Source organism: Acidovorax sp. HDW3 (assembly GCF_011303755.1).
In the GTDB taxonomy this organism is placed as follows: domain Bacteria; phylum Pseudomonadota; class Gammaproteobacteria; order Burkholderiales; family Burkholderiaceae_C; genus Paenacidovorax.
The window spans coordinates 3,133,668-3,152,246 of sequence record NZ_CP049885.1 but is presented as its reverse complement, the minus strand read 5'-3'; the positions used below and the strand labels follow the sequence as shown (position 1 = coordinate 3,152,246).

19 protein-coding genes are annotated in these 18,579 nt (G+C 66.6%); 7 read left to right on the top strand and 12 right to left on the bottom strand.

Going from position 1 to position 18,579, the window contains the following annotated elements:
- Nucleotides 1-55 precede the first annotated feature (55 nt).
- Both G7045_RS14600 and G7045_RS14595 read left to right on the top strand, forming a co-directional pair.
- On the top strand, nucleotides 56-391 hold the full coding sequence (locus G7045_RS14600) for an RNA-binding protein (protein WP_166160300.1): 336 nt from the start codon (nucleotides 56-58) through the stop codon (nucleotides 389-391).
- A gap of 244 nt (nucleotides 392-635) precedes the next feature.
- Entirely contained in the window at nucleotides 636-1,133 is a 498-nt protein-coding gene (locus G7045_RS14595) for an RNA-binding protein (protein ID WP_166160299.1), read from the top strand.
- A gap of 71 nt (nucleotides 1,134-1,204) precedes the next feature.
- On the opposite strand, the gene G7045_RS14590 is transcribed toward G7045_RS14595, so the two are convergent.
- From G7045_RS14590 to G7045_RS14575, 4 genes are read right to left on the bottom strand one after another with little or no spacing between them, the layout of a single operon-like run.
- Complete coding sequence (locus G7045_RS14590; protein ID WP_166160298.1) at nucleotides 1,205-1,987, bottom strand: SDR family oxidoreductase; 783 nt, start codon at nucleotides 1,985-1,987, stop codon at nucleotides 1,205-1,207.
- Nucleotides 1,984-2,607 (bottom strand): LPS export ABC transporter periplasmic protein LptC, encoded by a 624-nt coding sequence (lptC, locus tag G7045_RS14585; RefSeq protein WP_166160297.1) that lies wholly within the window; start codon nucleotides 2,605-2,607, stop codon nucleotides 1,984-1,986. The genes G7045_RS14590 and lptC overlap by 4 nt, the downstream gene beginning before the upstream one ends.
- Nucleotides 2,604-3,164 (bottom strand): HAD family hydrolase, encoded by a 561-nt coding sequence (locus tag G7045_RS14580; RefSeq protein ID WP_166160296.1) that lies wholly within the window; start codon nucleotides 3,162-3,164, stop codon nucleotides 2,604-2,606. The genes lptC and G7045_RS14580 overlap by 4 nt, the downstream gene beginning before the upstream one ends.
- Entirely contained in the window at nucleotides 3,164-4,156 is a 993-nt protein-coding gene (locus G7045_RS14575) for an SIS domain-containing protein (protein WP_166160295.1), read from the bottom strand. Before G7045_RS14575 ends, G7045_RS14580 begins: the two co-directional genes overlap by 1 nt.
- A gap of 48 nt (nucleotides 4,157-4,204) precedes the next feature.
- Here G7045_RS14575 and G7045_RS14570 point away from each other — a divergent pair, with 48 nt between their 5' ends.
- Nucleotides 4,205-6,193, top strand: a complete 1,989-nt coding sequence (locus G7045_RS14570; RefSeq protein ID WP_166160294.1) for a monovalent cation:proton antiporter-2 (CPA2) family protein — start codon at nucleotides 4,205-4,207, stop codon at nucleotides 6,191-6,193.
- Here G7045_RS14570 and G7045_RS14565 read toward each other — a convergent pair whose 3' ends face one another.
- Nucleotides 6,194-8,698 carry an EAL domain-containing protein gene (locus G7045_RS14565; protein ID WP_166160293.1) on the bottom strand — a complete coding sequence of 835 codons (2,505 nt, stop codon included), beginning with the start codon at nucleotides 8,696-8,698 and terminating at the stop codon, nucleotides 6,194-6,196. It lies immediately after the preceding gene.
- Nucleotides 8,699-8,785: 87 nt separating this feature from the next.
- Here G7045_RS14565 and G7045_RS14560 point away from each other — a divergent pair, with 87 nt between their 5' ends.
- Nucleotides 8,786-9,340: an adenine phosphoribosyltransferase gene (locus tag G7045_RS14560; protein WP_166160292.1), complete on the top strand. Its 555-nt coding sequence runs from the start codon at nucleotides 8,786-8,788 to the stop codon at nucleotides 9,338-9,340.
- 24 nt (nucleotides 9,341-9,364) lie between these two features.
- Here G7045_RS14560 and G7045_RS14555 read toward each other — a convergent pair whose 3' ends face one another.
- Nucleotides 9,365-10,225, bottom strand: a complete 861-nt coding sequence (locus tag G7045_RS14555; protein ID WP_166160291.1) for a hypothetical protein — start codon at nucleotides 10,223-10,225, stop codon at nucleotides 9,365-9,367.
- A 64-nt stretch (nucleotides 10,226-10,289) separates the two neighbouring features.
- On the bottom strand, nucleotides 10,290-10,784 hold the full coding sequence (locus G7045_RS14550; protein ID WP_166160290.1) for a Crp/Fnr family transcriptional regulator: 495 nt from the start codon (nucleotides 10,782-10,784) through the stop codon (nucleotides 10,290-10,292).
- 127 nt (nucleotides 10,785-10,911) lie between these two features.
- Here G7045_RS14550 and G7045_RS14545 point away from each other — a divergent pair, with 127 nt between their 5' ends.
- A complete protein-coding gene (locus G7045_RS14545; protein ID WP_166160289.1) occupies nucleotides 10,912-11,445 on the top strand; it encodes a hypothetical protein in 534 nt (177 codons plus the stop codon).
- Between the two features lie 24 nt (nucleotides 11,446-11,469).
- On the opposite strand, the gene mnmE is transcribed toward G7045_RS14545, so the two are convergent.
- The 5 genes from mnmE to rpmH all read right to left on the bottom strand — a co-directional run bounded on the left by mnmE (nucleotide 11,470) and on the right by rpmH (nucleotide 15,586).
- Nucleotides 11,470-12,840, bottom strand: coding sequence for a tRNA uridine-5-carboxymethylaminomethyl(34) synthesis GTPase MnmE (gene mnmE / locus G7045_RS14540; RefSeq protein ID WP_166160484.1), 1,371 nt, complete (start codon nucleotides 12,838-12,840; stop codon nucleotides 11,470-11,472).
- 169 nt (nucleotides 12,841-13,009) lie between these two features.
- On the bottom strand, nucleotides 13,010-14,686 hold the full coding sequence (gene yidC, locus G7045_RS14535) for a membrane protein insertase YidC (RefSeq protein ID WP_166160288.1): 1,677 nt from the start codon (nucleotides 14,684-14,686) through the stop codon (nucleotides 13,010-13,012).
- Nucleotides 14,683-14,976, bottom strand: coding sequence for a membrane protein insertion efficiency factor YidD (gene yidD / locus G7045_RS14530; RefSeq protein WP_166160287.1), 294 nt, complete (start codon nucleotides 14,974-14,976; stop codon nucleotides 14,683-14,685). The genes yidC and yidD overlap by 4 nt, the downstream gene beginning before the upstream one ends.
- Complete coding sequence (locus G7045_RS14525; protein ID WP_166160483.1) at nucleotides 14,973-15,395, bottom strand: ribonuclease P protein component; 423 nt, start codon at nucleotides 15,393-15,395, stop codon at nucleotides 14,973-14,975. Before G7045_RS14525 ends, yidD begins: the two co-directional genes overlap by 4 nt.
- A 56-nt stretch (nucleotides 15,396-15,451) precedes the next feature.
- Nucleotides 15,452-15,586 carry a 50S ribosomal protein L34 gene (gene rpmH / locus G7045_RS14520; protein ID WP_012207856.1) on the bottom strand — a complete coding sequence of 45 codons (135 nt, stop codon included), beginning with the start codon at nucleotides 15,584-15,586 and terminating at the stop codon, nucleotides 15,452-15,454.
- Nucleotides 15,587-15,894: 308 nt separating this feature from the next.
- Here rpmH and dnaA point away from each other — a divergent pair, with 308 nt between their 5' ends.
- Together dnaA and dnaN are read left to right on the top strand one after the other, a co-directional pair.
- The gene (gene dnaA, locus G7045_RS14515) at nucleotides 15,895-17,328 is read left to right on the top strand and encodes a chromosomal replication initiator protein DnaA (protein ID WP_166160286.1); all 1,434 of its coding nucleotides are present in this window, start codon (nucleotides 15,895-15,897) and stop codon (nucleotides 17,326-17,328) included.
- A gap of 113 nt (nucleotides 17,329-17,441) precedes the next feature.
- A complete protein-coding gene (gene dnaN / locus G7045_RS14510; protein ID WP_166160285.1) occupies nucleotides 17,442-18,548 on the top strand; it encodes a DNA polymerase III subunit beta in 1,107 nt (368 codons plus the stop codon).
- The last annotated feature ends 31 nt before the right edge of the window (nucleotides 18,549-18,579 follow it).

Genomic DNA, 18,579 nt, shown 5'->3' with positions numbered 1-18,579 from the left:
CAGTGTCTCTGGCGTCGGACTCCATCGCGTTTTTTTCTTTTTTCCGGAGTCCCTCATGGGCAACAAACTGTACGTGGGCAACCTGCCCTATTCCTTCCGCGACGGCGATCTCGAACAAACCTTCAGCGAATTCGGCGCCGTGCAAAGCGCCAAGGTCATGATGGAGCGCGACACCGGCCGCTCCAAGGGCTTTGGCTTCGTTGAAATGGGCAGCGATGCCGAAGCCCAGGCCGCCATCCAGGGCGTGCACGGCAAGAACTTCGGTGGCCGCGACTTGGTGGTCAACGTCGCCCGCCCGATGGAGCCGCGCCCGCCGCGCTCCGGCGGCTTCGGCGGCGGCTACGGCGGTGGCCGTGAAGGCGGTTACGGCGGTGGCCGTGGCGCTTACTAAGCCCTGACAAGATGATGAAAGGCTCCTATCCAGGGGCCTTTTTTCATGTGCTGCAGCAATTGCGCCACAGACGATACGTCCCCTTGCTTTTATTTTGCTTTTGTGCAGGATAATGCTTTCGCGGATTTTTCCGCAAGTTCGCGGTGGTCCGACCCTTTCGCACAAAGCATGTCCGCAAGATCCGCTGGCGGCGTTTTCGGGACTCCGTCACTTTTCGCTTTTTTGGTTTTTTAGGAGTCCCTTGATGGGCAACAAACTGTACGTCGGCAACCTGCCTTACTCGGTGCGCGACAACGATCTGGAACAAGCTTTCAGTGCTTTTGGCGCAGTCACCAGTGCCAAGGTCATGATGGAACGCGACACAGGGCGTTCCAAGGGCTTTGGCTTTGTGGAAATGGGCAGCGACGCTGAGGCGCAGGCTGCCATCAACGGCATGAACGGCCAGCCCCTGGGCGGACGCGGCATTGTCGTCAACGAGGCGCGCCCCATGGAGCCGCGCCCCCCGCGCAGCGGTGGCGGCGGCTTCGGCGGCCCGCGTGGCGGTGGTTTCGGCGGTGGTGGTGGCGGCTACGGCGGTGGCCGTGAAGGCGGCTACGGTGGTGGCGGCGGCGGCGGTAGCCGCGAAGGCGGTTTCCGCAGCCCCTACGGCACTGGCCCGCGCGGTAACGGTGGCGGCAACGGCGGTGGCCGTGGCGGCTACGGTGGTGGTGGCTACGGCGGTGGCCGTGACGGCGGCTATTGAGCCCTCGCTGCACCCAGCACACAACACAAAGGCCCTGCGGGGCCTTTTTTCATGCGCTTTGGGTTTGTTCGCTACTCGCCCTGGCGGCGTTTGCGCGGGCGCCCGGCGGCCAGGCGGTCGAACAAGGCATCGGGCAGTAGGCGCATGAGGCGGGTGGCAATGGCCATTTGCCAGGGAATGACGCAATAGCTGCCACCGGCGGCAATGGCGCGCTGGGCGCGGCGCGCAAATTCTTCGGGTGCGAGCAGGAACGGCATCCGGTAGCGGTTGCGCTGCGTCAGCGGCGTGTCGATGTAGCCGGGGTTGACGGTGATGACGCGCACGCCGCTGGCGCGCAGCTCGCCGCGCAGGCTCTCGCAGTAGCTGATGACGGCGGCCTTGCTGCTGCAGTAAGCGCCGTGGCCGGGCAGGCCCCGGATGCCGGCCACGCTGCCTATGCCCACCAAACGGCCGCTGCCGCGCGCCACCATGGGGGCGATGAAGGGCTGGAAGGAGGCCGCCAGGCCGACGTTGTTGGTGGCGTAAACCTGCGCCATGACGGCGATGTCGTCCGGCTCGCGGCTGTCCATGCCGATGCTGATGCCGGCGTTGGCAATCACCACCTCGGGCAGCCCCTGGCGCGCGATGCAGGCGCGGCCAGCGGCCATGATGCTGTCGGGTTGGGATACGTCTGCGCTATAAATTTCATAGCTGCTCGCGCTGTACCCACGGGCTTCAGCCCAATTTTTTATCACATCGGTGCGGCGCGCCACTAGGGCCAGGCGCCAGCCGGCCTGGTGGTACTGCGCCGCCAGCGCCTGGCCGATGCCGCTGGAGGCGCCGGTGATGAAAACCAGGGGCGGCGCCGCGCTCATGGCCGGGCCGGGGAGGTGGGCTGCAGCACGCCGTGCACGCGCCCTTGCAGCTGCATTTGCTGCGCCATGTTGTCGTAATCCATGCGATCGGCGGTGAAGCGGTCGGTGCCGCGCTGCAGCGTCACCGGCAGGTGCGAACGCACGCGCTCGTCCTGTGTCCAGGCGTGCAGGAATTCGCCCTCGAACTGCAGGCGCGGCAGCACGCGGCCATCGGGCAGCTGCTGCGCGGCGCGGGTGACGACGGCGTCGCCGAAGAGCTGTACCTCGCTGCCGTCGGCATTGCTCAGGCCGCGCCGGGCGTGCGCCGTGGTGACGCGGCCTTCGGGCGAGATCGAGCGCATCTGCACCTGCTCGATCTCCAGCGTATCGGTGTCGGGGTAATGGTGGCCAATCTGGCCTTGGAGCTCGCTTTGCAACTGGCCGTTGGCGCCAAAGGTTTTGACGGAAAAATCGCGCAGGGAATAGTCGGGCTCGTGGCGCAGCACGGTTGCCACGTCAGGCCGGGGGGGGCGCGGCGCGCTGCGCACCAGCCACCAGGTGCCCATGGCCAGCAGCCCCATGAGCAGTACCGGCAGGTACAGCGAGAGCCTGTCCCAGCTGCGGCGCAGGGCGCTGCTCATGCCGCCGCCTGCGCCAGCAAGCTGGCATAGAGGCCGCTGGCCACCAGCAGCAGGTCGCACAGCTCGCGCACGGCGCCATCACCGCCGCGCGCCTGGGTGAGCACATGGGCGACGGCGCGGGCTTCGATATGGGCGTTGGCCGGGGCGCAGGCCAGGGCAGCGCGGCGCAGCATCGGCAGGTCGGGCCAGTCGTCGCCCATGGCTGCGGCCTGGGCCCAGTCGAGCCCCAGCTCGGCCAGGATGGCCTCGGCCGCCGGGCGCTTGTCCTCGGTGCCAAAGCGGGCGTGGCGCACGCCCAGGGCCGCCAGGCGCAGGCGCAGCGCCGGTGCGTCGCGCCCGGTGACCACTGCCGGGGTGATGCCGGCCTGCTGCAGCAGCTTGATGCCGTGGCCGTCCAGGGTGTGAAAGCGCTTGAGGCTCTCGCCGGCGTCGGAAAAATACAGGCCGCCGTCAGTCAAAACGCCGTCCACGTCAAAAAACACCACGCGCACGGCCTGGGCGCGCAGCAGCAGTTCGGGCCCAATGTGCAGGGCGGGGGGCAGGGGGGAGAGGCTCATCAGATCACCTTGGCGCGCATCAGGTCGCGGATATGTACCAGGCCCTGGAGCTGACCGGCGCCATCGGTCACCAGCACGCTGGTGATGCCGTGCTGCTCCATCATGGCCGCAGCGTCGGCCGCCAGGGCGCTGGCGGCAATGGTGCGCGGGTTGGCGTGCATGACGGCAGCGGCGCAGGCGCTGCGCAGGTCGGCGCCGGTTTCAATGCGCCGGCGCAGGTCGCCGTCGGTGAAGATGCCCAGCAGCCGGCCCTGGGCATCGGCGATGGCCGCGCAGCCCAGGCCCTTGGCGCTCATGGCGCGCATGAGGGCGCCAAACGGCGCCTCGGGCGCGACCACGGGCAGCTCGTCGCCCTGGCGCATAACGTCGGCCACGTGCGTGAGCAGCTTGCGCCCAAGCGCGCCGCCAGGGTGCGAGCGCGCGAAATCCTCGGCGCGAAAGCCGCGCGCGTCGAGCAGCGCCACCGCCAGCGCATCACCCAGCGCCAGCTGCACCGTGGTGCTGGTGGTGGGCGCCAGATTCAATGGGCAGGCTTCGCGCGCGACGCTGCTGTCGAGCAACTCGTCGGCGTGGCGCGCCAGGCTCGATTGCAGGCCGCCGGTCATGGCCACCAGGGGCACGCCCAGGCGGCGCAGCATGGGCAGAATGGCGGTGAGCTCGCTGCTCTCGCCGCTGTTGGAGATGGCCAGCACCAGGTCCTCGGCCGTGACCATGCCCAGGTCGCCGTGGCTGGCCTCGGCCGGGTGCACGAAGAACGCCGGCGTGCCGGTGGAGGCCAGGGTGGCGGCAATCTTGCGCCCGACGTGGCCGCTTTTGCCTATGCCCATGACCACCACGCGCCCGCGAATGGCCAGCACGCGCTGCACGGCCTGGGTGAAGCGCACATCCAGGCGCTGGCCCAGCGCCTGCAGGGCGGCGGCCTCGATGTCACAAGTTTCGCGGGCCAGGCGCAGGGCCTGGTCGGCGTCGAAGGGGCGCAAAGCAGAAAGCATGGGGCGATTTTATCGGCGCGCCCCATGGCCGGGGATAGGATAGGGCGGATGTCTTCGCTCGCCCTTACGCTGCTTTACCTCCTGGCCGCCGTCCTCGGCGTGGTTGCCTGCCGCAGTCTGAAACTGCCGCCCATGCTGGGCTACCTCAGCGCCGGCATTTTGATTGGCCCGCACGCCCTGGCACTGGCGCAAAACTCCGAGGGCGTGCGCCACCTGGGCGAGTTCGGCGTGGTGTTTTTGATGTTTGCCATCGGCCTCGAATTCAGCCTGGGCAAGCTGCGCGCCATGCGCCGCCTGGTGTTTGGCCTGGGGCTGCTGCAGGTGCTGCTGAGCATGGCTCTGGGCCTGGGCGGGGCGCTGCTGCTGGCGCGCTGGCTCGGCGGCGCCTGGGACATGGGCTGGCAGACGGCGCTGGCCCTGGGCGGCACCATGGCCATGAGCAGCACGGCCATCGTCGTCAAGCTGATGGCCGAGCGCGCCGAACTCGAAAGCGAGCATGGCCGGCGCGTGCTCGGCATTTTGCTGTTCCAGGATCTGGCGGTGGTGCCGCTGCTGATTCTGATCCCGGCCCTGGGCAGCGCGCCCGAGCAGCTTTTTGTCGCCCTTGGCCTGGCCCTGCTCAAGGCCATGGTGGTGGTGGCGCTGCTGCTGTGGGGCGGGCAAAAATTCATGCGCTGGTGGCTGACCCTGGTGGCGCGCAAGAAAAGCGACGAGCTGTTCATGCTCAACCTGCTGCTCATCACCCTGGGCCTGGCCTGGCTGACCGAGCTCGCCGGCCTGAGCCTGGCGCTGGGCGCCTTCATCGCCGGCGTGCTGGTGTCCGAGACCGAATACCGCCACCAGGTGGGCACCGACATCCGGCCCTTTCACGACGTGCTGCTGGGGCTGTTCTTCATCACCGTCGGCATGATGCTCGACTGGCACATCCTGCTCGAGCGCTGGGCCCTGGTGCTGCTTTTGCTGCTGCTGCCGATGCTGCTCAAAGTCGGCGTCATCCTGCTGCTGGCGCGCGCCACCGGCGCCAGCACCGGGGTGGCGCTGCGCACCGGGCTGTATCTGGCGCAGGCGGGCGAATTCGGCTTCGTGCTGCTGACGCTGACCCAGGCGCACGGCCTGCTGCAGCCGGCGCTGATGAACCCCATCCTGGCGGCCATGGTGCTGTCGATGCTGGCGACGCCGTTCCTGATCCAGTACAGCAACGCCATCGTCATGAAGCTCGTCGCCAGCGACTGGCTGCAGCAGTCGCTGCAGATGACGCAGATTGCACGCAAAGCCATCAACACCAGCGGCCACGTCATCATCTGCGGCTATGGGCGCTGCGGCCAGAACCTGGCGCGCATGTTGGAGCGCGAGGGCATTGCCTACATGGCGCTGGACCTGGACCCTGATCGCGTGCGCCAGGCCGCAGCTGCTGGCGACTCGGTGGTCTTTGGCGACGCCTCGCGCCTGCAGGCGCTGATGGCCGCCGGCCTGGTGCGCGCCAGCGCGGTCGCCATCACCTACCTGGATGTGGCGTCGAGCCTGAAGGTGCTGGCGAACGCACGCGCGCACGCGCCGCAGGTGCCGGTGGTGGTGCGCACGCAAGACGACCTGCACCTCGACCGCCTGCAGGCCGCCGGCGCCACCGAGGTCGTGCCCGAGGCCATCGAGGGCTCGCTGATGCTCGCCGGCCACCTGCTGGCACTGGTGGGCGTGCCCATGCGGCGCGTGATTCGCACCGTGCAGGACCAGCGCGAGGCACGCTACGGCCTGCTGCGCGGCTATTTCCACGGTGCCGACGACGACGTCGCCAGCGGGCGCGAGCAGGCACGCCTGTCGAGCATCACGCTGCCGCCCGAGGCCGGCTGCCTGGGCCAGCCTCTGGCGGCGCTGGCGCTGCACGCCATCGGCGTGCGCGTGGTCAACCTGCGCCAGCACGGTGGCCACAGCGGCGCCGTGGACGAGAGCCGCCTGCTGGCAGCGGGGGACACCCTGGTGCTCTCGGGCCATCCCACAGCGCTGGCCCTGGCGGAAGACAAACTATTGCGCGGCGCCTGATCAGTCCAGCAGCGCCGCCGCCGGCCCGGGGCGGCCAAACAGGTAGCCCTGAAAACGCTGGCAGCCGTGGCGCAGCAGGAATTTGCGCTGACTCGGGGTTTCCACCCCCTCGGCCAAAACCTCCAGCCCCAGGCTGCGTCCCAGGCCGAGGACGGTGCAGGCGATGGCGGCGTCGTTGGCGTCGGTGAGCAGATCGCGCACAAAGCTCTGGTCGATCTTGAGCTGATCGAGCGGCAGGCGCTTCAAGTACGCCAGCGAAGAGTAGCCCGTACCAAAATCATCGAGCGCAAAGCGCAGGCCGCAGGCGCGCAGGGCCTGCATCTTGGCGATGCTGCCCTCAACGTCATGCAGCAGCAGGCTTTCGGTGAGTTCGAGCTTCAGGCGCGTCGCATCCACCCCCGTCTGCGCCAACGTGGTCTGCACCTGCGGAACGAAGCCTGGGTGGCGAAATTCCTGCGCACTCACGTTCACCGCCAGCACCCAGTCGCAGCTGGCGGGTTGCTGCTGCCAGCGCGCCAGCTGCTCGCACGCCTGGCGCAGCACCTGCTGACCCAGCGGCAAAATCAACCCGGTCTGCTCGGCCAGAGTGATGAACTCGCCCGGCAACACCAGGCCACGCTGCGGGTGTTGCCAGCGCACCAGGGCCTCGGCGCCAAGCACCTGGCCCTGGGCATTGACGACGCGTTGGTAATGCAACAAAAACTCGCCACGCTCAAGCCCCAGGCGCAGATCAGCTTCCAGCGCCGCACGGGCGCTGGCCTGGGCCTGCATGGCGGTGTCAAAAAAGCAAAAGGTATTGCGCCCGCTGGACTTGGCCTGGTACATGGCCAGATCGGCCTGCTGCAGCAGCGCACTGACGGCCTGCGCCTGGCCCTGGAACAAGGCAATGCCGATGCTGGGCGTGCTGTGCTGCAAGCCGCTGCCGATGGGATAGGGCTGGCCCAGGGCGCCCAGAATTTTCAACGCCACGACCTCGGCCATGGCGGCGGCGCGTACCACCTCGCCGTGCAGGCTGGGCAGCACGATGATGAATTCATCACCCCCCAGGCGCGCCACGGTGTCACTGGCGCGCACACAGCCCGACAGACGCTGCGCCACCTGCTGCAGCAGCGCATCGCCCACCTCGTGGCCCATGCTGTCGTTCACGGTTTTGAAGTTGTCCATGTCCAGAAACAACAGCGCCCCCTGGCGACCATCACGTCCACTCTGGTGCAGCGCCTGCTCCAGCCGGTCTTGCAGCAGGCGCCGGTTGGGCAGGCCGGTGAGTTCGTCGTAGAAGGCCAGGCGGGCGATCTCGGCCTGGGCACGCTTGCGCTCCGTAATGTCACGCGCCACGCCACGGTAACCCGTAAAAATACCGGTGCCGTCAAACACCGGTTCGCCACTGACCGAGGCCCATAGCCGCGTGCCATCGACCAAGGTGCGCTGCAGCTCAAAGTCCAAAAACACCTCGTGCGCTTCGAGCTGGGCGCGGTGCGCCGCCCATTGCTCTGGCGTCACACCCTCGCAGGGCAGTTCCCAGCGGCATTTGCCGAGCAAGGCGGTATCGTCGCCGCCGTGACGATGGTCAGGCGTGCCATCAAAGCGCACAAAGCGAAACTGCGCATCCTGCTCCCAGTACCAGTCCGAGGACAGCGCCGTCAGACTGCGCCAGCGCACCTCGCTGGCGCGCAGCGCCTCCTGCATCGCCAAGTAGTCGGTCACGTCGGTGAAGGTGCGCACATGGCCGCCCTCGGCCAGCAGGTGGGTGCGCACTTCGAGGTGGCGCCCTGCAGGGGTGCGGCGCAAGTAGCGTTCAGGTGCGACCGACAGATTCTGGGTCACCGATTGCCCAGCGATATACACCTGCCCCACGGGATCGACCAGGCTCAGATTGGGGCCGAAGTCGCCACGCGTCTGTTGGAAAGAGATGACGTCAGAGAGCAGGGGCTGGCCCTGCAGCAATGCCTCGGGCAAATCCAGCAGCTGCAGCAGGCGCTGGTTGTACACACAGATGCGGCCCTGGGCATCGACCTTCATGATGGCCTGCGAGACGCTGGCCAGGGTAATTTCAAGCTCGCGCGTTTTTTGCGCCAATAGGGCGCTAGTGCGGTCGAGCTCGGCCTCGATGTCGCGCCGCGCACGCTCGCCCACGGTGCGCACCAGCAAATCTTCGATCTGCGCCGGCAGCTGCTGCAGATAGGCGCCGTCCGCATCGCACAGGGCATAGTCGCCAAAGCCCTGGCGCAGCGCCTGCGCCGCCTGCACCTCTTGTCCAGCGGGCAACAAGACAATGGCCGGCACGCCCTGCAGGGCAGCCACCCAGGCGGCGGGCTCCCAGCCCTGCGCTGGCGCCACCACCAACGCGGCATCGCACGCAGCAGGCGTGGCCGCAAGCAGCGCCCGGGCCTGCACCGGGCCCACCACGTGCGCGATGTGCCAGCCCAGCGGCTCTTGACCGAAGGCCCGCACCAGCGCCTGGGCGTGCACCGCGTCGGCGTCGATGAGCAAAACAGAAACAGGCATGGCAACCATTATGGGCAGAGCACTCGCCCTGCAGCATACGGGTGATTACACTGGTCGGCGTTTTTGCCCTCCCTTGTTTTCCTCACCATGCTATCCCTGAGCGTCTCCGACTATCTGCGCCAACACATCCGCACCGTGCCCGACTGGCCCGCCCCGGGGGTGCAGTTCCGCGACATCACGCCGCTGCTGCAAGACCCCAGGGTGTTTCGTGTGCTGATCGATGCGTTCGTACACCGTTACATGACGCCTGCGCTGCGCCCGGACGTGGTGGCCGGGCTCGATGCGCGCGGCTTCATCCTCGGCTCGGTCGTGGCCTATGAGCTGGGCCTGGGGTTTGTGCCGATCCGCAAGAAGGGCAAGCTGCCGTTCACCACGGTGCAGGAAACCTACGAGCTGGAGTACGGCAGCGCCACCGTCGAGCTGCACACCGATGCCGTCAAGGCCGGCGACCGCGTGCTGCTGATCGACGACCTGATCGCCACCGGCGGCACCATGATGGCGGGCAAGAAGCTGCTGGAAAAGCTCGGCGCCAGCGTGACCGAGGGCGCGGCGATTGTCGATTTGCCCGAGCTCGGCGGCTCCCAGCGCCTGCGCAGCAGCGGCCTGCCGCTGTTCACCTTGGTCGATTTCGCCGGGCACTGAACGCTGCGCCCGGCGCTCCCGCCATTACTGCAACTCGCCGTACTGGGTGCGGCCCAGGTCGGAGTCGTGGCGCTGCTCGTCGGGCAGCTCGGTGTCTTCAAACCCCGTGGCTGCCGCCGGTGGGGGGCTGGGAAAGCGCGGGCCGGAGCGCACGGGCACACCGGGCGCCGGCGCCACCGCCGGGGCGGCTGCCGTGCTGGCCGAGAGTGCGCGCTTGAAGGCGGCCACCTCATCGGCCTCGATCGGGTCAAAGCGCCCGCCGCTGCGCGGCGCCAGCAGCGATGCCGGCTCCAGCGGCGCCGGCGCACTCGGCTGTGCGCCCAGCACCGGCAGCATGGGTTCGGGCGGTGGTGCCGGTGGCACCAAGGGCGCCGGCGGCGGGCGCACCGGGCGCTGCGCTCGGGGCATAAGGTGTGGCGTGGCTGCGGGCGCACTGCCGGCGCCGGCGTTGCGCGGCGGCTGGCCCACGGCCACATGTTCGTTGATGCGCCAATAGACGGCGGTGACGAGGATGTCAAAACGCGCCTTGGCGGTTTGCGCCACCAGGGCCTCGATCTCGGACAGGCGTGCGGTGTCGCCACCGTATTCGCGCGCCAGGTCGATCATGATGAGGAACTGGCGCCCCTGCTGGTCCAGTGAGAGCACCTTGAATTTGTAGCTGCTCGAGAGCACGCTGGCGCGCACCATGGCGTCGCGCACCACCAGGTACAGCAGTTCGCGGCGTTCGATGCGTTCATTTTTGCGGTTGGCCGCCGGGTCGGGCGGGGGCACGCTGCGCCCTGGGGCCAGGGGGACGGTGGCGTCGGCGCCAAGGACGGGCTGGGGCGGTGCCTGGCGCGCGGGGGGCGGCGCGGGCTTGCGGGAAAACCAACTGAACAGTGACATGCCTAGCTTTCAGCGGAAACGCGAACGAATTGCGCCCGAGTGTACCGTGGCCCCCTTCGGCGTTTCAGGTGGCCGCGATGCGCCGGCGCCGATTGCCCAAGCGTTTGGCGAGCACGGCGCCGGCAGCCATGGCAATGCCCAGGGCAATCGCCGGCTGGCGGTTGGAGAGCTCGCCCATGCGCAGTGCCGACAGGCTCCAGAGCTTGCTCGCGGCCGTGGCCTGCACGGTGGCGCTGCGCGGGCGGTGCGAGAAGAATGCGCCCTCGCCCACCACCGAGCCAGCGGCCACCAGGGCCAGGCGCAGGCGCGCTTTTTCGTCCTCGTAGTGCACGCTCAGGCTGCCGCTTTCGATCAGGTACAGGGTGCGGTCGGCGCTGCCCTGGGTGAACAGCACCTGGCTGGGCGCGAGCACGCAAGGCTGCAGATAGGGCGCGAGCAACTCCCACTGCGCGAGCGCGAGCATATTGGGATTGAGGCTGTCTTCAGCGCTGGCCTCGGCAATGGCCTTGATCAGGCCCTGCAAATCGTATTGGGGGGCGGAATGGGCGGTAGCGAGCATAGTGACCCAAAGCTACCCGGGTTATGCAGCTGACACAAGCCTGACTTACCAGCCATTACACCTTGCTCCGTCACGCATTGCAGGCACAATGCGCGGCGTTTTGCTTTGCTTTGTTTGACAAATTCATATGTCCCACCCTTTTTCTGCACGCCACGCCCTGGTCTTGGGCGCGCTGCTGCTCGGCACGGCTGCGTCGGCCCAAAACAACAATTCCACCTCGGACTGGGCTGGCTGGACTTTTGGCCTATCGCCCTACACCCTGCATTATTCGGACGCCAAAAAAGAGAACGAATGGGAGCCCGACGACGAGAAGCATTCGTACGTCTGGCTGGTGCAGGCCGAAAAACGCCTGGACGCGCGCCATATTGCCGGCCTGGCACTGTTTAGCAATTCGTTCGGGCAATTTACCCAATATGCCTATTACGGCTGGCAATTTCAGCCTCTGGACAGTCTGCCGGGCCTGTACGCCAAGGTGACGGCGGGCGTGATTCACGGCTACAAAGAGCCGTACCACAAGAAAATCCCGTTCAATCACAAAAGCGGCTGGGGACTGACGGCGATTCCCGCCATTGGCTACCAGATCACGCCCCACTGGAGCGCGCAGCTCAATATTTTGGGCAATGCCGGGTTGATGGCGCAGATTAACTACACCCTGCGCTAAGTCCGGCCTTGCGCAGCGCTGCGGCTATTTGCCAATGCAGAAGCTGGAAAAAATCTCGCCCAGCAGGTCGTCGCTGCTGAATTCACCGGTGATGCTGCACAGCTGGTTGTGCGCCAGGCGCAGCTCCTCGGCCAGCAGGTCCAGCGCCGGGCTGCTGCTGGCGAGCTCGGCCTCGGCCTGTGTCAGGTGCGCGGCCACGCCCTGCAGCGCCTGCAGGTGGCGCGCGCGCGCGATGTACAAACCCTCGGCCGTGTTTTGCCAGCCGGCCAGGCGCAGCAGTTCCTGGCGCAGCGCATCGAGCCCGGCGCCGGTGCGCGCTGACAGCGCCAGCCCGGCTACCAGCGCCGATACGCCGGCAGCGTCGGCTTTGTTCCAGCAGTCGATCACGGGCACGCCAGCGGGCAGGCGCTGGGCGATGGCGGCGTCGGCAGCGGCGTAGTCGGGCGCCTGGGTGCGCGTGAGGTCGTGCAGAAAGAGCACGGCGTCGGCGCTGGCAATGGCGTCCCAGGCGCGCTCGATGCCGATTTGCTCGACCGCGTCGCTGCTCTCGCGCAGGCCGGCGGTGTCAATCACGTGCAGCGGCACGCCTTCGATCTGGATGGTTTGCTGCACCTTGTCGCGCGTGGTGCCGGCAATGGGCGTGACGATGGCCAGCTCGGCGCCGGCCAGGGCGTTGAGCAGCGAGCTTTTGCCGGCGTTGGGCTGGCCGGCGATCACCACCTTGATGCCTTCGCGCAGCAGCGCCCCCTGGCGCGCGTGCTGCAGCACCTGGGCCAGGCGGCTTTGCAGCTGCGCGAGCTGGCCGCGCGCGTCGGCCTGGCGCAGGAAGTCGATGTCCTCCTCGGGAAAGTCCAGCGTCGCCTCGACCAACATGCGCAGGTGCACGAGCGCGGCGCGCAGGCCCTCGATCTCCTGCGAGAACGCGCCGCCGAGCGAGCGCGCGGCGCTGCGCGCAGCGGCGCTGGTGCTGGCGTCGATCAGGTCGGCAATGGCCTCGGCCTGGGCCAGGTCGATCTTGCCGTTGAGAAAGGCGCGCTGCGTGAATTCGCCCGGCTGCGCCAGGCGCAGCGGCGGCAGCAGCGCCGGCGCCAGCTCCAGGCAGCGCGCGAGCAAGAGCTGCAGCACGACCGGGCCGCCGTGGGCCTGCAGTTCGAGCACGTCTTCGCCGGTGTAGCTGTGCGGCGCCGGAAAGAACAGCGCCAGCCCCTGGTCGATGGCCTGGCCCTGGGCGTCGGTAAACGGCAGGTAATGCGCCTGGCGCGGCTGCAGCGCCCGCCCGCACAGCGCCTGCGCCAGCGGCGCCAGGCCGCGCCCGGACAGGCGCACGATGCCAACGGCGCCGCGCCCGGGGGCGGTGGCGATGGCGGCGATGGGGTCTTGGTGCTGCGTCAGCATGGCGGCGATGTCTTCAAGTTTGATAGCTGCTCGCGCTTGCTCAGCAATGGTTTGAGGCATAAAACCACCTCAAACCCTTGTCTGGCAAGCGCAAGCAGCTATGGTTTTTGCTGCTTACAAAGCACAACGGCCACTTGCGTGGCCGTTGTGGCGGGGCTACCCCAGGCTTTTAGCGGAACTTGGGCAGGTTGAACTGCGGCGGCACGCCCATGCGGGTGTTGATGAGCCACTGCTGGGCGATGGACAGGATGTTGTTTGTCAGCCAGTACAGCACCAGGCCGGCGGGGAAGAAGAAGAACATCACGCTGAACATCAGCGGCATGATCCACATCATCTTGGCCTGCATCGGGTCGGGCGGCGCGGGGTTGAGCGCGGTCTGCAGCAGCGAGGACAGCGTCATCAAGAGCGGCAGGATGAAGTACGGGTCTTTCACCGACAGATCCTGCACCCAGCCGATCCAGGGGGCGTTGCGGATTTCGACCGAGGACAGCAGCACCCAGTACAGGGCGATAAACACCGGGATCTGGATCACGATGGGCAGGCAGCCGCCCATGGGGTTGACCTTTTCCTCGCGGTAGATGCGCATCATCTCCTGCTGCATCTGCTGGGGCTTGTCCTTGAGGCGCTCGCGCATCTCCTGGATGCGCGGGTTGATGGCCTTCATCTTGGCCATGCTGGCGTAGGCCTTGGCGTTGAGCCAGTAGAAGGCGATCTTGAGCAGCAGCACCAGGCCGATGATGGACCAGCCCCAGTTGCCGAGCACGCCGTGAATTTTGTCGAGCAGCCAGTACAGCGGCTTGGCCAGGATGGTGAACATGCCGTAGTCCTTGACCAGCTCCAGGCCGGGGGTCAGGGCTTCGAGCGTTTTCTCCACCTGCGGGCCGGCGAACAGGCGCGCGTCCAGGTTCTTGCTCTGGCCGGGGGCGATTTCGCCCACGCTGGTGATCATGCCGACGGCGTACAGGTTCTGATCAACCTTGCGCATGAACAGCTCGCGCTGCACGCCATCGGCGAGCAGCCAGGCGCTGGCAAAGTAATGCTGAACCATGGCGACGTAGCCGTTGCTGGCGCTTTTCTCGAAGTCGGCCTTGCCTTCTTCAATCGCCTTGAACTCGACCTTCTGGTACTTCTTGGCCTCGGTATAGACCGCCGGCCCGGTAAAGGTGGAGTAGAACGAGGATTCGCCCTCCGGCTTGTTGCCATCACGCACCAGCTGCAGGTACAGCTGCGGGCTCACCGGGCTGCTGCCGGTGTTGACGATCTCGTGGCGCACGCCAATGGCGTACGAACCGCGCGTCAGGGTGAACACCTTCACCAGCTTGAGGCCGCCCAGATCGGGCGACTCAAAGCGCAGCGCCAGCTCGTTCTCGCCCTCGGCGAGCGCGCGCGCGCCGGGCTGCAGCGTCATCGGCGTCTTGTGCGTCGGGTAGGCACCACCGATCAGGCCGGTCTGCGCCAGGTAGGTGTGCTGGCCGTTTTCGTCAAACAACACGAAGGGCTGCGACTTGTCGGCCATGTCGCGCTCCTTGAGCATCTCGGCGTGCACCAGCGTGGCGCCCTGGCTGTCAAAGCCCAGGCGCAGCACGTCGGTGCTGACGCTGACGATCTCGCGCGGCGCCTCGGGGGCTGCAGGGGCTTGGGTCGGCAGCCCAGCCGCCGGGGCGGACGCAGCGCTGGGCAGGTCATTGGCCGTGGTCGCTGGCGCCTGACCCGCTGCGGTCTGGCTGGCCGACTGCGAAGGGAAGAAGGTGGCATGGCGGCCGTTGTGCACCTGCCATTTGTCCCACAGCAAAACCATGGAAAAGCCAAAAATCACCCACAGGATGGTTCGGCGAATATCGTTCATGAAGATTTCTTTGCGGACGGTGGTTGAGAGTCGGCCTGACCCCGGCCAACAAGGCGCGAGAACAGCCGGGGCGCAGTGGCCGGCACGGGATCGAGCCCGCCCGCGCACCAGGGATGGCAGCGCGCCAGGCGCGCTGCGGTCAGGTAGCTGCCGGCGCCGGCGCCGTGCTGCTCCAGCGCCTGCAGGGCGTATTGTGAACAGGTGGGCTCAAAGCGGCAGGCACTGCCCAGCCAGGGGCTGAGCAGCAACCGATAGCCGCGCACCAGGGTGATGAGCAGGCGCTGCATCATGGCTTGGCCCGCGCCCACAGTTGCTGCAGCTCGGCGCGCACCGCCAGGCGCAGCGGCTCGGACCAGGCGCTGGGGTATTGCTTGCGGTCAAAGGCCAGGCGCAGGCGCACGACGAAGGCCGCTGGCGGCTGCCCTGGTGCCAGCTCAGCCGCCAGGGCATAGACCTGGCGCTTGATGGCGTTGCGCGTGACGGCGCGGCGCGCCCAGCGCTTGGGCGCCATGGCGCCCATCCAAACACCGCCCAGATCACCGGCACTACCTGCAACGCCAAACAGAGCCTGCGGCCCCTGCGCATCAGGCAGGGAACCGGGCTCTGTCACGGGCAATACCAGGCGGTGCAAGGCGAAATGCGCGGTGCGGGAAACCACACCCCCGGCCATGGCGGCCTGGAACTGTGCACGCGTTTTCAGCCTGTGCATGGCAGCAGCTTGCACGGGCAGCACACCCGGTGGCTGGCCACCGGGCTGCGCGGCCATTAGACGGCCAGGCGCTTGCGGCCCTTGGCGCGGCGTGCGTTGATGACGGCGCGGCCGCCCTTGGTCTTCATGCGCACCAGGAAACCGTGGGTACGGGCGCGGCGCGTCTTGGAGGGTTGGTAAGTACGTTTCATGGTGTCGTTCCTTGAGGGTTCAGTCGTTGCTGGCCGGCCCCGGCGCCGCCCTGGCGGTGTGGTTGCGCTCCGCGTGTTGCCACGCAGCAAACGATCAGCCGGGTCATATCACCCTGAACACATTCAGGGAAACCTGCGATTCTCGCACCGACAATTGTGCATTGCAATACCCCCAGGGATCAATAAGGATACGACAATAGCCCCCCGCCCGCCCGCTGCCCTGCTGGCGCGCTTGTGGATAAGCTCTTGAAAAGCTAAAATCCGCAGCCCTTTCTGTTCCTCCTATCCACAATAAAAACACCCTTGCCATGACCGAGGAACCCCTCTCCCCCGCCCCCCTGCCCGATGATGGCGACGCCGCCATGGGCCTGTGGCTGGCCTGCGTCGAGCAGCTGGCGCAAGAGCTGCCCGAGCAGCAGTTCAACACCTGGATCAAGCCGCTGGCAGCGCAGGTGGCGCCCGACCTCAGCCGCGTCACGCTGCAGGTGGCCAACCGTTTCAAGCTCGACTGGATTCGCACCCAATACGCCAAGCGCATCGCCGCCGTGCTGGAGGGCCTGTACGGCCAACCGGTGGTGGTGGAGTTAGCGATTGCTCAGCGCGCCAGCGTGGTGCGTACTCAGGTGCGCCCCCAGCCACCCTCGGCCACGAGCGAGAACGACAACGGCCCCAGCCACCCGATCCCCACCCCGGTGAGCGAAGAAGCCGCCCCCACCACACCACGCCCGCGCCTGAACACAGCGCTGACCTTCGACACCCTGGTCGAGGGCTCGGCCAACCGCATGGCACGCTCGGCTGCGATGCACGTGGCGGGCTCGCCCGGCCATATGTACAACCCGTTGTTCATCTACGGCGGCGTCGGCCTGGGCAAGACGCACTTGATGAACGCCATTGGCAACCAGCTGCTGGCCGACCGCCCCGACGCCAAGGTTCTCTACATCCACGCCGAGCAGTTCGTCTCGGATGTGGTCAAGTCGTACCAAAGGCGCACTTTTGACGAATTCAAGGCGCGCTACCACTCGCTCGATCTGCTGCTCATCGACGATGTGCAGTTCTTTGCCAACAAAGACCGCACGCAAGAAGAGTTCTTCAACGCCTTCGAGGCCCTGCTGGCCAAAAAGAGCCACATCGTGATGACGTCCGACACCTACCCCAAGGGCCTGACGAACATCCACGAGCGCCTGGTCTCGCGCTTTGACTCGGGGCTGACGGTGGCCATCGAGCCGCCCGAGCTGGAGATGCGCGTGGCCATCCTGATCAACAAGGCGCGCGCCGAAAAGGCCGAGATGCCCGAGGAGGTGGCGTTTTTCGTCGCCAAGAACGTGCGCTCGAACGTGCGCGAGTTAGAGGGTGCGCTGCGCAAAATCCTGGCCTATTCGCGCTTCAACCAGAAGGAAGTCTCCATCCAGCTGGCGCGCGAGGCGCTGCGCGACCTGCTCAGTATCCAAAACCGCCAGATCAGCGTGGAAAACATCCAGAAAACGGTGGCCGATTACTACAAGATCAAGGTCGCCGACATGTACAGCAAGAAGCGCCCGGCGAGCATTGCGCGCCCGCGCCAGATTGCCATGTACCTGGCCAAGGAGCTGACGCAAAAAAGCCTGCCCGAGATCGGCGAGCTGTTTGGCGGCCGCGACCACACCACGGTGCTGCATGCGGTGCGCAAGATGGCCGGCGAGCGCCAGACCAACACCGAACTGAACCAGCAGCTGCATGTGCTGGAACAAACCCTCAAAGGCTGACCCGCCGGGTTGGCAAAATCTCCTACCAAACGGGCACAATGGCACGCTGAGCATTTCGGCCTTGCTATCAAAATACAAGCGCCCGTCCACTGCCCCCTATCCAAGAGGTTGACATGATTGTCCTGAAGGCCACCCAAGACAAGGTGCTTGCCGTACTGCAAGCCGTCTGCGGCATCGTCGAGCGCCGCCACACCATGCCGATCCTGGCCAACGTGCTGATCAAGAAGACCGGCAACGCGCTGCAGCTCACCACCAGCGACCTGGAGATCCAGATTCGCACCACGGCCGAGCTCGGCGGCGATGTGGGCGACTTCAGCACCACCGTCGGCGCGCGCAAGCTGATCGACATTCTGAAAACCATGCCCAGCGACCAGACGGTGAGCCTGGAGAGCAGCCAGTCCAAGCTGATCTTGAAGGGCGGGAAAAGCCGCTTCACGCTGCAAACCCTGGCGGCCGAGGACTTTCCGCTGGTGCAAGAGTCGCCCGCCTTTGGCCCCGCGTTCAGCGTGCCGCAAAAGACGCTCAAGCGCTTGCTGGGCCAAGTCTCGTTCGCCATGGCGATCCAGGACATCCGCTTTTACCTCAACGGCATTTTGTTCGTCGCCGAGGGCAAAACCCTGTCCCTGGTCGCCACCGATGGCCACCGCCTGGCCTTTGCCAGCGCCGAGCTCGATGCCGAAGTGCCCAAGCAAGAGGTCATCCTGCCGCGCAAGACGGTGCTGGAGCTGCAGCGCCTGCTCTCCGACGCCGACGGCGCGATCGAAATGCAGTTTGCCAACAACCAGGCCAAGTTCAGCTTTGGCGGCATGGAGTTCGTGACCAAATTGGTCGAGGGCAAATTCCCCGACTACAACCGCGTCATCCCGCGCAACCACCACAACACCATCACCCTCGGGCGCGCGCCGCTGCTGGCCTGCCTGCAGCGCACGGCCATCATGACCAGCGACAAGTTCAAGGGCGTGCGCCTGAACATCGAACCGGGCAGCCTGCGCGTGGCCAGCACCAACGCCGAGCAGGAAGAGGCGCAGGACGAACTCGACATCGACTACGGCGGCGAGAGCATAGAGATTGGCTTCAACGTCACCTACCTCATCGACGTGCTGGCCAACATGGGCCAGGACATGGTGCAGCTGGCGCTGCAGGACGGCAACAGCTCGGTGCTCTTCACCATCCCCGAGCAGCAGAGCTTCAAGTACGTCGTCATGCCCATGCGGATCTGACGATTTGCTATTATTTTTATAGCTGCTAGCG

Coding starts and splice junctions, on each gene's coding strand:
- G7045_RS14570 (WP_166160294.1), top strand. CDS start 4,205: ATGTCTTCGCTCGCCCTTACGCTGCTTTACCTCCTGGCCGCCGTCCTC.
- lptC (WP_166160297.1), bottom strand. CDS start 2,607: ATGAGCAGCGCCCTGCGCCGCAGCTGGGACAGGCTCTCGCTGTACCTG.
- G7045_RS14580 (WP_166160296.1), bottom strand. CDS start 3,164: ATGAGCCTCTCCCCCCTGCCCCCCGCCCTGCACATTGGGCCCGAACTG.
- G7045_RS14595 (WP_166160299.1), top strand. CDS start 636: ATGGGCAACAAACTGTACGTCGGCAACCTGCCTTACTCGGTGCGCGAC.
- yidD (WP_166160287.1), bottom strand. CDS start 14,976: ATGATGCAGCGCCTGCTCATCACCCTGGTGCGCGGCTATCGGTTGCTG.
- G7045_RS14545 (WP_166160289.1), top strand. CDS start 10,912: ATGTCCCACCCTTTTTCTGCACGCCACGCCCTGGTCTTGGGCGCGCTG.
- yidC (WP_166160288.1), bottom strand. CDS start 14,686: ATGAACGATATTCGCCGAACCATCCTGTGGGTGATTTTTGGCTTTTCC.
- G7045_RS14560 (WP_166160292.1), top strand. CDS start 8,786: ATGCTATCCCTGAGCGTCTCCGACTATCTGCGCCAACACATCCGCACC.
- G7045_RS14565 (WP_166160293.1), bottom strand. CDS start 8,698: ATGCCTGTTTCTGTTTTGCTCATCGACGCCGACGCGGTGCACGCCCAG.
- G7045_RS14575 (WP_166160295.1), bottom strand. CDS start 4,156: ATGCTTTCTGCTTTGCGCCCCTTCGACGCCGACCAGGCCCTGCGCCTG.
- dnaN (WP_166160285.1), top strand. CDS start 17,442: ATGATTGTCCTGAAGGCCACCCAAGACAAGGTGCTTGCCGTACTGCAA.
- G7045_RS14550 (WP_166160290.1), bottom strand. CDS start 10,784: ATGCTCGCTACCGCCCATTCCGCCCCCCAATACGATTTGCAGGGCCTG.
- mnmE (WP_166160484.1), bottom strand. CDS start 12,840: ATGCTGACGCAGCACCAAGACCCCATCGCCGCCATCGCCACCGCCCCC.
- G7045_RS14590 (WP_166160298.1), bottom strand. CDS start 1,987: ATGAGCGCGGCGCCGCCCCTGGTTTTCATCACCGGCGCCTCCAGCGGC.
- G7045_RS14525 (WP_166160483.1), bottom strand. CDS start 15,395: ATGCACAGGCTGAAAACGCGTGCACAGTTCCAGGCCGCCATGGCCGGG.
- G7045_RS14600 (WP_166160300.1), top strand. CDS start 56: ATGGGCAACAAACTGTACGTGGGCAACCTGCCCTATTCCTTCCGCGAC.
- rpmH (WP_012207856.1), bottom strand. CDS start 15,586: ATGAAACGTACTTACCAACCCTCCAAGACGCGCCGCGCCCGTACCCAC.
- G7045_RS14555 (WP_166160291.1), bottom strand. CDS start 10,225: ATGTCACTGTTCAGTTGGTTTTCCCGCAAGCCCGCGCCGCCCCCCGCG.
- dnaA (WP_166160286.1), top strand. CDS start 15,895: ATGACCGAGGAACCCCTCTCCCCCGCCCCCCTGCCCGATGATGGCGAC.